Source organism: Burkholderia sp. BCC0398 (assembly GCF_902833245.1).
In the GTDB taxonomy this organism is placed as follows: Bacteria; Pseudomonadota; Gammaproteobacteria; order Burkholderiales; family Burkholderiaceae; genus Burkholderia; species Burkholderia sola.
This window is the reverse complement of the sequence record NZ_CADFEM010000006.1, coordinates 230493-243182: the sequence shown is the minus strand read 5'-3', so window position 1 is coordinate 243182 and position 12690 is coordinate 230493. Positions and strand designations below refer to the sequence as shown.

Here is a 12690-nt window from a genome sequence, read left to right as displayed (position 1 = left end):
GATGCAGCTAAATATTGGGGATGCATGTTGTTCAAACCTCATCGCTTTGTACCTAAGACAGTTGCAGCGGCCGCGCTCGCCGCGCACGGCCTCGCGGCGCATGCAGCGGCACCGTTCGTGGTGCAAGACATCAAGATCGAGGGGCTGCAGCGCGTCGAAGCGGGTTCGGTGTTCGCCTATCTGCCGATCAAGCAGGGCGATACCTTCACGGACGACAAGGCATCCGAAGCAATCCGCGCGTTGTACGCGACGGGCTTTTTCAACGACGTGCGCATCGCCACGCAGGGCAACGTCGTGATCGTGCAGGTGCAGGAGCGTCCGGCCATCGCGTCGATCGACTTCACCGGCACGAAGGAATTCGACAAGGACAACCTGACGAAGGCGCTGCGCGCGGTCGGCCTGGCCGACGGCCGCTACTACGACAAGGCGCTCGTCGACAAGGCGGAGCAGGAGCTCAAGCGCCAGTACCTGACGCGCGGCTTCTATGCGGCCGAGGTCAAGACGACGGTCACGCCGGTCGACGCGAACCGCGTGTCGATCCTGTTCGCGGTGGCCGAAGGCCCGAGCGCGAAGATCCGCCAGATCAACTTCATCGGCAACAAGGCGTTCAGCACCAGCACGCTGCGCGACGAGATGCAGCTGTCGACGCCGAACTGGTTCTCCTGGTACACGAAGAACGACCTGTACTCGAAGGAAAAGCTCACCGGCGACCTCGAGGCCGTGCGCTCGTACTACCTGAACCGCGGCTACCTCGAGTTCAACATCGAGTCGACCCAGGTGTCGATCTCGCCGGACAAGAAGGACATGTACCTGACGGTCACGCTGCACGAAGGCGAGCCGTACACGGTGTCGGGCATCAAGCTGTCGGGCAACCTGCTCGATCGCGAGGCCGAACTCAACAAGCTGATCAAGATCAAGCCGGGCGACCGCTTCTCGGCCGAAAAGCTGCAGCAGACCACCAAGTCGATCGTCGACAAGCTCGGCGAATACGGCTACGCATTCGCGACCGTCAACGCGCAGCCGGACATCGACCAGGCGAACCACAAGGTGAACCTGAACCTCGTCGTCGATCCGAGCCGCCGCGTGTACGTGCGCCGCATCAACGTGGTCGGCAACACGCGCACGCGCGACGAAGTGGTGCGCCGCGAAATGCGCCAGCTCGAAAGCTCGTGGTTCGACTCGAACCGCCTCGCGCTGTCGAAGGACCGCGTGAACCGCCTCGGCTACTTCACCAACGTCGACGTGACGACGGTGCCGGTCGAAGGCACGAACGACCAGGTCGACGTGAACGTGAAGGTCGACGAAAAGCCGACCGGCGCGATCACGCTGGGTGCCGGCTTCTCGTCGACGGACAAGGTCGTGCTGTCGGCCGGCGTGTCGCAGGACAACGTGTTCGGCTCCGGCACGAGCCTGTCGGTGAACGTCAACACCGCGAAGAGCTACCGCACGCTGACCGTCACGCAGGTCGACCCGTACTTCACGGTCGACGGCATCAAGCGGATCACGGACGTCTTCTACCGCACGTACCAGCCGCTCTACTATTCGACGAGTTCGAGCTTCCGGATCATCAGCGCGGGCGGCAACCTGAAGTTCGGCATTCCGTTCTCGGAAGTCGACACCGTCTACTTCGGCGCGGGCTTCGAGCAGAACCGCCTCGACGTCGATTCGAACACGCCGCAGAGCTACCAGGATTACGTGAACGAGTTCGGCCGCGTATCGAACACGGTGCCGCTGACGGTCGCATGGTCGCGCGACGCGCGTGACAGCGCGCTGATTCCGAGCCGCGGCTACTTCACGCAGGCGAACATGGAGTACGGCGTGCCGGTAGGCAAGATCCAGTACTACAAGGCCGACCTGCAGGCGCAGTACTACTATTCGTTCTCGCGCGGCTTCATCCTGGGCCTGAACCTGCAAGGCGGCTACGGTAACGGTATCGGCAACCCGTACCCGATCTTCAAGAACTACTACGCGGGCGGTATCGGCTCCGTGCGGGGCTACGAGCCGAGCTCGCTGGGCCCGCGCGACACGAAGACGAACGACCCGATCGGCGGCTCGAAGATGCTGGTCGGCAACATCGAGCTGACGTTCCCGCTGCCGGGCACCGGCTACGACCGCACGCTGCGCGTGTTCACGTTCCTCGACGGCGGTAACGTATGGGGCAACGCGCCGGGCGGCACGAGTACGGGCGCCAACGGCCTGCGCTACGGCTACGGCGTGGGTCTCGCGTGGATCTCGCCGATCGGCCCGCTGAAGCTGAGCCTCGGCTTCCCGCTGCAGAAGCATGAAGGCGACCAGTACCAGAAATTCCAGTTCCAGATCGGGACGGCGTTCTGACCGAACGCATGACAACAGCAACGAGAGGGTAATTTTGCTAACCGGTAAGTTTTCGAAACGAGTGATGTGCGCGCTGACCGTTGCGCTGGCCTTGGGCGCGGCAACGGTGCACGCACAGGACGTCGCCCGCATCGCGGCGGTCAATTCGGATCGGATCCTGCGCGAGTCGGCGCCCGCGAAGGCGGCGCAGACGAAGCTCGAAGCCGAGTTCGCGAAGCGTGACAAGGATCTGCAGGACCTCGCGGCGCGCCTGAAGTCGATGTCCGATTCGCTCGACAAGAACGGCACGTCGCTGTCGGCGGCCGATCGTGCGCAGAAGCAGCGCGATCTCGCGCAGCTCGACACCGACTTCCAGCGCAAGCAGCGCGAGTTCCGCGAAGACCTGAACCAGCGTCGCAACGAAGAGCTGGCGGCTGTGCTGGAACGGGCGAACAAGGTCATCAAGCAGATCGCCGAGCAGCAGAATTACGACCTGATCGTGCAGGAAGCCGTGTACGTCAGCCCGCGCATCGACATCACCGACAAGGTGCTCAAGGCGCTCGCGTCCGGCTCGACGAACTGAACGGAGCAGACGACGAATGGCATTGACGCTTGAGGCACTCGTAAAGCGGTTCGGCGGCGAGATCGCCGGCGACGCCCAGTGCACGGTCAGCGGCCTCGCGCCGCTCGACCAGGCCGGCCCTCAGCAGCTCGCGTTCCTCGCGAACCCGAAGTACCTGTCGCAGGTCGAGACGACCGGCGCCGGCGCGGTGCTGATCGCGCCGAAGGATCTGGAAAAGCTGGGCGCGGCCGCCGGTGGTCGCAACTTCATCGTGACGCCGAATCCGTACGCGTACTTCGCGCGCGTTGCGCAGATGTTCATCGATCTCGCCACGCCGCCGCGCGCGGCCGGCGTGCATCCGAGAGCGACGATCGATCCGGCCGCGCAGGTCGCCGCGACCGCGGTGATCGGCCCGCACGTGACGGTCGAGGCCGGCGCGGTGATCGAGGACGGCGTGCAGCTCGACGCGAACGTCTTCGTCGGCCGCGGCACGACGATCGGCGCCGGCTCGCATTTCTATCCGAACGCATCGGTGTACCACGGCTGCAAGATCGGCCCGCGCGCGATCGTCCATGCGGGCGCCGTGATCGGCTCCGACGGCTTCGGCTTCGCACCGGATTTCGTCGGCGACGGCGACGCACGCACCGGCAGCTGGGTCAAGATCCCGCAGGTCGGCGGCGTGACGATCGGCCCGGACGTCGAAATCGGCGCGAACACGACGATCGATCGCGGCGCGATGGCGGATACCGTCATCGAGGAATGCGTGAAGATCGACAACCAGGTGCAGATCGGCCACAACTGCCGGATCGGCGCGTACACGGTGATCGCCGGCAGCGCCGGCATCGCCGGCAGCACGACGATCGGCCGCCACTGCATGATCGGCGGCGCGGCCGGGATCGCCGGCCACGTGACGCTCGGCGACTATGTGATCATCACCGCGAAGTCGGGCGTATCGAAGTCGCTGCCGAAGGCCGGCATCTATACCAGCGCGTTCCCGGCCGTCGACCACGGCGAATGGAACAAGAGCGCCGCGCTCGTGCGCAACCTCGACAAGCTGCGCGAGCGCATCAAGGCGCTCGAAGCCGCGCTCGCCGCCCAGGGCGGCGCGGGCGCCTGAGCGCGTCATGCGAGACCACGAACCGGGCACGGCCAGCGCAACCGGCCCGGTTTGCCAGACTGGGCCGCGCGGCGGCCCGCTTCAGCCTTTGCATCACCACCGCGCAGCCTCTGCGTGAGACGAACCATCATGAGCACTGAAAAAATCAATCTCGACATCCACAAGATCCTCACGCTGCTGCCGCATCGCTACCCGATTCTGCTCGTCGACCGCGTGCTCGAACTCGAGCCGCACAAAGGGATCAAAGCGCTGAAGAACGTGTCGATCAACGAGCCGTTCTTCCAGGGGCATTTCCCGAAGCGGCCGGTGATGCCGGGCGTGCTGATTCTCGAGGCGCTCGCCCAGGCCGCGGCGCTGCTGACGTTCGCGGAAGAGCAGCCGAAGGATCCGGAGAACACGCTGTATTACTTCGTCGGGATCGACGGCGCGCGCTTCAAGCGGGTGGTCGAGCCGGGCGACCAGCTGATCCTGAACGTGACGTTCGAGCGCTACATCCGCGGCATCTGGAAGTTCAAGGCGGTGGCGGAAGTGGACGGCAAGGTGGCGGCGGAAGCCGAACTGATGTGCACGGTCAAGACGGCCGACGCGGCGCCCTGAGCGACGCGGCACGCATGGATAACATAACGCGAGCAACGCGACACATCATATCGAGAGGCAACGGCGCATGACCAGGATTCATCCTACCGCGATCGTCGAGCCGGGCGCGCAGATCGACGAATCGGTCGAGATCGGCCCGTACGCGATCGTCGGCCCGCACGTCACGATTGGCGCGCGCACGACGATCGGCTCGCACAGCGTGATCGAGGGCCATACGACGCTCGGCGAGGACAACCGCATCGGCCATTACGCGTCGGTCGGCGGCCGTCCGCAGGACATGAAGTACAAGGACGAGCCGACGAAGCTCGTGATCGGTAACCGCAACACGATCCGCGAATTCACGACGATCCACACGGGCACCGTGCAGGACGTCGGCGTGACGACGCTCGGCGACGACAACTGGATCATGGCCTACGTGCACATCGGTCATGACTGCCGCGTCGGCAACAACGTGATTCTGTCGAGCAACGCGCAGATGGCCGGCCACGTCGAGATCGGCGATTTCGCGATCGTCGGCGGCATGTCGGGCGTGCACCAGTTCGTGCGCATCGGCGCGCATTCGATGCTGGGCGGCGCGTCGGCGCTCGTGCAGGACATCCCGCCGTTCGTGATCGCGGCGGGCAACAAGGCCGAGCCGCACGGGATCAACGTCGAAGGGCTGCGCCGGCGCGGCTTCTCGGCCGACGCGATCTCGGCGCTGCGCAGCGCGTACCGCTTGCTGTACAAGAACGGCCTGTCGCTCGAGGAAGCGAAGGTGCAACTGCGCGAGCTCGCGGAAGCGGGCGGTGACGGCGATGCACCGGTGAAGGCGCTCGTCGAGTTCATCGACGCGTCGCAACGCGGCATCATCCGCTAAGCGATGCCGCTCACCACCCATCAGCTCCGGCTCGCGATGGTGGCCGGCGAGCCGTCGGGCGACCTGCTCGCGGCGTCGCTGCTCGGCGGGCTGCGCGAGCGGCTGCCCGACGCGGCCCAGTATTACGGGATCGGCGGCCCGCGCATGATCGCGCAGGGCTTCGACTCGCACTGGCAGATGGACAAGCTGACCGTGCGCGGCTATGTCGAGGCGCTGGGCCAGATTCCCGAGATCCTGCGGATTCGCGGCGAACTGAAGCGCCAGCTGCTCGTCGAGCGGCCGGACGCGTTCATCGGCGTCGATGCACCCGATTTCAACTTCAGCGTCGAACAGGCGGCGCGCGACGCGGGCATTCCGTCGATCCACTTCGTATGCCCGTCGATCTGGGCGTGGCGCGGCGGCCGGATCAAGAAGATCGCGAAGTCCGTCGATCACATGCTGTGCCTGTTCCCGTTCGAACCGGCGATCCTCGACAAGGCCGGCGTCGCATCGACCTACGTCGGTCATCCGCTGGCCGACGACATTCCGCTCGAACCCGACACGCACGGCGCGCGCATCGCGCTGGGTCTGCCGGCCGACGGCCCCGTGATCGCGGTGCTGCCGGGCAGCCGGCGCTCGGAGATCGCGCTGATCGGCCCGACGTTCTTCGCGGCGATGGCGCTGATGCAGCAGCGCGAGCCCGGCGTGCGATTCGTGATGCCGGCCGCGACGCCCGCGCTGCGCGAACTGCTGCAGCCGCTCGTCGACGCCCATCCGCAGCTCGCGCTGACGATCACCGACGGCCGTTCGCAGGTCGCGATGACGGCCGCCGACGCGATCCTCGTGAAGAGCGGCACCGTCACGCTGGAAGCCGCGCTGCTGAAGAAGCCGATGGTGATCTCGTACAAGGTGCCCTGGCTGACCGGGCAGATCATGCGCCGGCAGGGCTACCTCCCGTATGTCGGCCTGCCGAACATCCTGGCGGGGCGCTTCGTCGTGCCGGAGCTGCTGCAGCATTTCGCGACGCCCGAGGCGCTCGCCGATGCGACGCTCACGCAACTGCGCGACGACGCGAACCGCCGTACGCTGACCGAAGTGTTTACCGAAATGCATCTGTCGCTGCGGCAGAACACGGCCGCGAAGGCGGCCGAGGCCGTCGTGCGCGTGCTCGAACAACGCAAGGGGCGCGCATGACGGCAGTCCGTGCACCGCGTCGCCGCGCGACCAGCGACGTGCAGGGCGGTTTCGATTTCAGCCGCCCGGACGAGATCGTCTGCGGCGTCGACGAAGCCGGCCGCGGCCCGCTCGCGGGGCCGGTGGTGGCCGCCGCGGTGATTCTCGATCCGGCGCAGCCGATCGACGGGCTCGACGATTCGAAAGCGCTGTCCGCGAAAAAGCGCGACATGCTGTACGACCTGATCGTCGCGCGTTCGCGCGCGTACTGCGTCGCGTCGGCGAGCGTCGACGAGATCGATACGCTGAACATCCTGCATGCGACGATGCTCGCGATGAAACGGGCGGTCGAAGGGCTGTCGGTGCTGCCGACGCTTGCGCAGATCGACGGCAACCGTTGCCCGACGTTGATGGTGCGTGCCGAGGCGATCGTCAGCGGCGACGCGCTCGTGCCGAGCATCTCGGCCGCGTCGATCCTCGCGAAGGTCACGCGCGACCGGATGCTGGTCGACCTGCATGAGCGCTTTCCCGTGTATGGCTTCAACGTGCATGCCGGGTACGGCACGCCGAAACATCTTGCCGCGCTGCGCGAGCACGGCCCGTGCGAAGTGCATCGGCGCTCGTTTGCCCCCGTGCGCGAGGCGCTCGACCTGAGGGCCTGTTCCCGCTAATAACGGGCTTGCGCTGGCCGCCAGAAGGGCCGAGCGCAAGGAATGGGCCGCGGCGAATACCTGGCGTATTCGCAAGGAGCATGACGCCGCGATCGGCCCTTCTGGCGACCAGCCCCTGGAAAGGGATTTTTTAGTTTCGGGAACGTGTCTTGCCGGCCGCATTGCGGCGTCGCGCGTCACTTGTTTGGCTCGGCCAAACGGCGCTCCTTGCTTCTTGCACTGCGACCGGCAAGGCACGTTCGCAAGCCCGTTATTAGCGGGAACAGGCCCTTTGATGAAAAGCATTACTTCCCGCGACAACCCGCTGTACAAGCGCCTGAAGGCGCTCGCGGGTTCGACGCCCCAGCAGCGCCGCAGCGGCCAGGCGCTGCTCGAAGGTTTCCACCTCGCGAGCGCGTACCTCGATACGGGCGCGACGCCCGAACTGTGCGTGACGACCGAAGGCGCGCTCGGCCATGCCGAGGCGCAGGCGATCGTCGCGCGCATCGACGCGCAGCGGATCGTCACGCTGCCGGACGCGTTGTTCGGGCAGTTGTCGAATGTCGTCAACGGCGTCGGCTTCCTGCTGCTGGTCGACCGGCCGGCGCAACCGCTGCCCGAACGCGTGACGCACACGTCGGTCGTGCTCGACGGCGTGCAGGATGCCGGCAACGTCGGCTCGATCCTGCGCAGCGCGGCGGCGGCCGGCGTGCGTCACGTGTTCTGCGCGCCGGGGACGGCCTACGCGTGGTCGTCGAAGGTGCTGCGCTCGGGCATGGGCGCGCATTTCTTGTTGTCGATCCATGAGGACGTCGAAGCGGCGGCGCTGGCCGAACGCCTCGGCGTACCGGTCGCGCTGACCGACTCGCACGGCGCGCAGGCGGTCTACGACTGCGACCTGTCGGGGCCCGTCGCCTGGGTGTTCGGTAACGAAGGCGCCGGCGTGTCGGCGTTCTGGCGCGACGCGGCCACGCATCGGGTGACGATTCCGCAGCCGGGCGGAATGGAGTCGCTGAACGTTGCTGCTGCGACAGCGGTGTGCCTGTTCGAGCAGGTACGGCAGCAGCGGCGGCCTGCGTGACGCCGCACGCGTTGCATGTGCGGTAAAACGAAACAAGGCCGCGTTCGACGCGGCCTTGTTGTTTTCGGCGACGGCCCGACGGCGGCCTGCGCTCTCGCGCTCAGTACGATTGCCGGTCGAGGCGGATTTCCTGCAGGATCGTCGTCGCGATTTCCTCGATCGACTTGTGCGTCGACGACAGCCACTTGATCCCTTCGCGGCGCATCATCGCCTCGGCCTCGTTGATCTCGTAGCGGCAGTTCTCGGGCGCCGCGTACTTGCTGCCCGGCCGGCGCTCGTTGCGGATCTCCGACAGGCGCTGCGGGTCGATCGACAGCCCGAACAGCTTCTCACTGTACGGCGACAGCGCCGACGGCAGCTTGCCGCGTTCGAAATCCTCCGGAATCAGCGGATAGTTGGCCGCCTTCACGCCGTACTGCATCGCGAGGTACAGGCTCGTCGGCGTCTTGCCGCTGCGCGACACGCCGACGAGGATCACGTCGGCTTCCGACAGGTTGCGATTCGACTGGCCGTCGTCGTGCGCGAGCGAGAAGTTGATCGCCTCGATCCGCGTCTTGTATTCCTCGGTGTCAGCGTTCTGGTGGCCGCGGCCCATCGCGTGGCTCGACTTGAGCTCCAGTTCCTGCTCGAGCGGTTCGACGAAGCGCTGGAACATGTCGAGCACGAGCGCGTTCGAGCGCTTGACGATGTCGTTCGACTCGCTGTCGACGAGCGTCGTGAACACGATCGCGCGGCGGCCGTCGTGCACGGCGGCTTCGTTGATCTTCTCGACGGTCGCATAGGCCTTGTCGAGCGAGTCGACGAACGGCACGCGCACGAGGCGGAATTTCTGGTCGAACTGGGAGAGGATCGAGTGCGCGAAGGTTTCGGCAGTGATCCCGGTGCCGTCGGAGACAATGAATACGGTAGGCAGCATGAATCTGGACGTCGAGCGTGAAGGGCAGTTGCGCGGGCGGCTGGAGGCGTGCCTCCAGACCCAGTGACAAGGTCGCGCCACATCCGGCAGCCGGCACGGTAGAATAGCGGCAACCTGTTGGATAAGCAATTGCGGGGGCGGGGCGCGAACGGCGTCCGCGACTTGGCCGCGAGATTCAAGAATTCCCGGCAAGTCTGGCGATTTGTCTGCAAATATCGCCCTTCTGCCGGGATTTTTGCAAATCGGGTCGGAAAATTTTCGCCGCTGCGAGTGTTTATCTAACAGGTTGCGCAAGACGCGCCGCGCCTTTTTGCAAGCGCCCGCGTCCGAGCCCACTTGCGCGATCGAGCATTTTTTTCACACTTAGGGGCTTGTATGACTAACGCAGCAAACGTCGCAAAGGACCAGGCGTATGTAATTCCGTTCGAGCAGTTGCGGATGACCGATGTGGAGATCGTGGGCGGCAAGAATGCGTCGCTCGGCGAGATGATCAGCCAGCTTTCCGAAGCAGGCGTTCGCGTACCCACCGGTTTCGCCACGACCGCGCTCGCATTCCGCGATTTCCTCAAGCACAACGACCTCACCGATCGCATCGCCAAGCGTCTCGAGTCGCTCGACATCGACGACGTGAAGGCGCTCGCCGAAGCCGGTGCCGAAATCCGCAAGTGGATCGTCGACGCGCCGCTGCAGGAACGCCTCGAGCAGGAAATCCGCGCGCAGTTCGAAGTGCTGAAGAACGGCTCGCCGGCCGAACTGTCGTTCGCCGTGCGCTCGTCCGCGACCGCGGAAGACCTGCCCGACGCATCGTTCGCCGGCCAGCAGGAGTCGTATCTGAACGTCGTCGGCATCGACGACGTGCTCGACCGCATGAAGCACGTGTTCGCGTCGCTGTACAACGACCGCGCGATCTCGTACCGCGTGCACAAGGGCTTCACGCACGCCGAAGTCGCGCTGTCGGCCGGTGTGCAGCGCATGGTCCGCTCGGACGTCGGCGCGGCCGGCGTGATGTTCACGATCGATACCGAATCGGGCTTCAAGGACGCCGTGTTCATCACGTCGAGCTACGGCCTGGGCGAAACCGTCGTGCAGGGCGCGGTGAACCCGGACGAGTTCTACGTGTTCAAGACGACGCTCGCGCAGGACAAGTACCCGATCATCCGCCGCTCGATCGGCTCGAAGCTGATCAAGATGGAATTCACGCAGCCGGGCGAGCCGGGCCGCGTGAAGACGGTCGACGTGCCGCACGAGCAGCGCAACCGCTACTCGATCACCGATGAAGACGTGATCGAGCTGGCGAAGTACGCGGTCATCATCGAGAAGCACTACCAGCGTCCGATGGACATCGAGTGGGGCAAGGACGGCCGCGACGGCAAGATCTTCATCCTGCAGGCGCGTCCGGAAACGGTGAAGAGCCAGGCGAGCGGCAAGGCCGAGCAGCGCTTCAAGCTGAAGGGCCAGTCGCAGGTGCTCGCGACGGGTCGTGCGATCGGCCAGAAGATCGGCGCGGGCCCCGTGCGCGTGATCCAGGATCCGTCGGAAATGGAACGCGTGCAGCCGGGCGACGTGCTGGTGGCCGACATGACCGACCCGAACTGGGAGCCGGTGATGAAGCGGGCGGCGGCGATCGTCACGAACCGTGGCGGCCGTACCTGCCATGCGGCGATCATCGCGCGTGAGCTCGGCGTGCCGGCAGTCGTCGGCTGCGGCGATGCAACGGACGTGCTGAAGGACGGCGCGCTCGTCACCGTGTCGTGCGCGGAAGGCGACGAAGGCAAGATCTACGACGGGCTGCTCGAGACGGAAGTCACGGAAGTGCAGCGCGGCGAACTGCCGGAAATCCCGGTCAAGATCATGATGAACGTCGGCAACCCGCAGCTCGCGTTCGACTTCTCGCAACTGCCGAACGGCGGTGTGGGTCTCGCGCGTCTCGAGTTCATCATCAACAACAACATCGGCGTTCACCCGAAGGCGATTCTCGAGTACCCGAACATCGACCAGGACCTGAAGAAGGCGGTCGAGAGCGTCGCGCGCGGTCACGCGTCGCCGCGTCAGTTCTACGTCGACAAGCTGACGGAAGGCGTCGCGACGATCGCGGCGGCGTTCTATCCGAAGCCCGTGATCGTGCGTCTGTCCGACTTCAAGTCGAACGAGTACAAGAAGTTGATCGGCGGTTCGCGTTACGAGCCGGACGAGGAAAACCCGATGCTGGGCTTCCGCGGCGCATCGCGCTACATCGCCGAGGACTTCGCGCAGGCGTTCGAGATGGAATGCCGTGCACTGAAGCGCGTGCGTGACGAGATGGGCCTGACCAACGTCGAGATCATGGTGCCGTTCGTGCGGACCGTGAAGCAGGCGGAGCGCGTCGTCGGCCTGCTCGAGAAGTTCGGCCTGAAGCGCGGCGAAAACGGCCTGCGCCTCGTGATGATGTGCGAAGTCCCGACCAACGCGATCCTCGCCGAAGAGTTCCTGGAGCACTTCGACGGTTTCTCGATCGGCTCGAACGACCTCACGCAGCTCACGCTCGGCCTCGACCGCGATTCGGGCATGGAACTGCTGGCCGTCGACTTCGACGAACGCGACCCGGCCGTCAAGTTCCTGTTGAAGCGCGCGATCGATACCTGCCGCAAGATGGGCAAGTACGTCGGGATCTGCGGCCAGGGCCCGTCCGATCACCCGGACTTCGCGCAATGGCTGACCGACGAAGGCATCGTGTCGATCTCGCTGAACCCCGACACGATCATCGATACGTGGCAGGCGCTCGCCAACCGCAAGTAACGATCGGGCATGCAACTTCGGCGAAAGGGCGGTCCGCCGCGCTTTCGTTGAAGGCAAAATGCAAGGTTCGTGCTATAAACACCCCGGTAAGCACCGGGGTGTTTTTTTTCGTCGGTACGCGCGGCGATCTCGCGTGTGCCGAGCGCTGCGTGCAGTTGCGCACGCAGCGAATAGAGTGAGCATCGGGGCGTTTTTCTGGAGACCACAATGATGTCGGGGCATCTGTTCTGGTGGGTCGGGGTCGGCGTGCTGGTCGTCGTGGAGTTGCTGACGGGCACGTTCTATCTGCTGATGATCGCGCTCGGCTTTCTCGCGGGCGGTGTGTTGCAACTGGCCGGTTTCGCGCCGCACGTGCAGTTCGGCGCGGCGGCCGCGGTCGCGATCGTCGCGATGATCGCGCTGCGCCGCTCGGGGCTCGGCCGCAAGCAGAAGCGCGATACGTCGACGAATCCCGACGTCAATCTCGATATCGGCTCGACCGTCACGGTCGACGCGTGGCGTGACGGCCGCGCGCGCGTGCAGTATCGCGGCGCCGACTGGGACGTCGAGCTCGCGCACGGCGAGCGCGACGATGCGCACGTGTACCAGGTCAGCGCCGTGCGCGGCAATTGCCTCGTGGTCGTGGCGAAACCCGCGGGCTGATCGTCCGCTGATACAACAAGGAGAGAATA

At 65.5% G+C, this 12690-nt stretch carries 11 protein-coding genes; 10 read left to right on the top strand and 1 reads right to left on the bottom strand.

Annotated features, from left to right (window positions below; translation table 11 throughout):
* Positions 1-24 precede the first annotated feature (24 nt).
* From bamA to HWX76_RS15495, 8 genes are all read left to right on the top strand, one after another.
* Positions 25-2334, top strand: a complete 2310-nt coding sequence (gene bamA, locus HWX76_RS15530) for an outer membrane protein assembly factor BamA (protein ID WP_050012897.1) — start codon at positions 25-27, stop codon at positions 2332-2334.
* A 64-nt stretch (positions 2335-2398) separates the two neighbouring features.
* Positions 2399-2896 (top strand): OmpH family outer membrane protein, encoded by a 498-nt coding sequence (locus HWX76_RS15525; protein WP_048248617.1) that lies wholly within the window; start codon positions 2399-2401, stop codon positions 2894-2896.
* Positions 2897-2912: 16 nt separating this feature from the next.
* A complete protein-coding gene (gene lpxD / locus HWX76_RS15520) occupies positions 2913-3992 on the top strand; it encodes a UDP-3-O-(3-hydroxymyristoyl)glucosamine N-acyltransferase (RefSeq protein WP_176016021.1) in 1080 nt (359 codons plus the stop codon).
* 129 nt (positions 3993-4121) lie between these two features.
* Entirely contained in the window at positions 4122-4589 is a 468-nt protein-coding gene (gene fabZ, locus HWX76_RS15515) for a 3-hydroxyacyl-ACP dehydratase FabZ (RefSeq protein WP_006495559.1), read from the top strand.
* Between the two features lie 67 nt (positions 4590-4656).
* Entirely contained in the window at positions 4657-5445 is a 789-nt protein-coding gene (gene lpxA, locus HWX76_RS15510; RefSeq protein WP_050012895.1) for an acyl-ACP--UDP-N-acetylglucosamine O-acyltransferase, read from the top strand.
* Between the two features lie 3 nt (positions 5446-5448).
* The gene (gene lpxB, locus HWX76_RS15505) at positions 5449-6618 is read left to right on the top strand and encodes a lipid-A-disaccharide synthase (protein WP_050012894.1); all 1170 of its coding nucleotides are present in this window, start codon (positions 5449-5451) and stop codon (positions 6616-6618) included.
* Positions 6615-7268, top strand: a complete 654-nt coding sequence (rnhB, locus tag HWX76_RS15500) for a ribonuclease HII (RefSeq protein WP_050012893.1) — start codon at positions 6615-6617, stop codon at positions 7266-7268. Before lpxB ends, rnhB begins: the two co-directional genes overlap by 4 nt.
* 274 nt (positions 7269-7542) lie before the next feature.
* On the top strand, positions 7543-8328 hold the full coding sequence (locus HWX76_RS15495) for an RNA methyltransferase (RefSeq protein ID WP_050012892.1): 786 nt from the start codon (positions 7543-7545) through the stop codon (positions 8326-8328).
* A 100-nt stretch (positions 8329-8428) separates the two neighbouring features.
* Here HWX76_RS15495 and HWX76_RS15490 read toward each other — a convergent pair whose 3' ends face one another.
* Complete coding sequence (locus HWX76_RS15490; RefSeq protein ID WP_006483812.1) at positions 8429-9244, bottom strand: pyruvate, water dikinase regulatory protein; 816 nt, start codon at positions 9242-9244, stop codon at positions 8429-8431.
* A 375-nt stretch (positions 9245-9619) separates the two neighbouring features.
* Between HWX76_RS15490 and ppsA the strand changes: the two genes are divergently transcribed.
* Together ppsA and HWX76_RS15480 are read left to right on the top strand one after the other, a co-directional pair.
* On the top strand, positions 9620-12019 hold the full coding sequence (ppsA, locus tag HWX76_RS15485; protein ID WP_050012891.1) for a phosphoenolpyruvate synthase: 2400 nt from the start codon (positions 9620-9622) through the stop codon (positions 12017-12019).
* Positions 12020-12226: 207 nt separating this feature from the next.
* Complete coding sequence (locus HWX76_RS15480) at positions 12227-12661, top strand: NfeD family protein (protein WP_176016020.1); 435 nt, start codon at positions 12227-12229, stop codon at positions 12659-12661.
* Positions 12662-12690: the final 29 nt, after the last annotated feature.

Bases quoted from the DNA above. Each gene is read 5' to 3' on its own strand.
- bamA (WP_050012897.1), top strand. From the start codon at position 25: ATGTTGTTCAAACCTCATCGCTTTGTACCTAAGACAGTTGCAGCGGCC.
- HWX76_RS15525 (WP_048248617.1), top strand. From the start codon at position 2,399: ATGTGCGCGCTGACCGTTGCGCTGGCCTTGGGCGCGGCAACGGTGCAC.
- lpxD (WP_176016021.1), top strand. From the start codon at position 2,913: ATGGCATTGACGCTTGAGGCACTCGTAAAGCGGTTCGGCGGCGAGATC.
- fabZ (WP_006495559.1), top strand. From the start codon at position 4,122: ATGAGCACTGAAAAAATCAATCTCGACATCCACAAGATCCTCACGCTG.
- lpxA (WP_050012895.1), top strand. From the start codon at position 4,657: ATGACCAGGATTCATCCTACCGCGATCGTCGAGCCGGGCGCGCAGATC.
- lpxB (WP_050012894.1), top strand. From the start codon at position 5,449: ATGCCGCTCACCACCCATCAGCTCCGGCTCGCGATGGTGGCCGGCGAG.
- rnhB (WP_050012893.1), top strand. From the start codon at position 6,615: ATGACGGCAGTCCGTGCACCGCGTCGCCGCGCGACCAGCGACGTGCAG.
- HWX76_RS15495 (WP_050012892.1), top strand. From the start codon at position 7,543: ATGAAAAGCATTACTTCCCGCGACAACCCGCTGTACAAGCGCCTGAAG.
- HWX76_RS15490 (WP_006483812.1), bottom strand. From the start codon at position 9,244: ATGCTGCCTACCGTATTCATTGTCTCCGACGGCACCGGGATCACTGCC.
- ppsA (WP_050012891.1), top strand. From the start codon at position 9,620: ATGACTAACGCAGCAAACGTCGCAAAGGACCAGGCGTATGTAATTCCG.
- HWX76_RS15480 (WP_176016020.1), top strand. From the start codon at position 12,227: ATGATGTCGGGGCATCTGTTCTGGTGGGTCGGGGTCGGCGTGCTGGTC.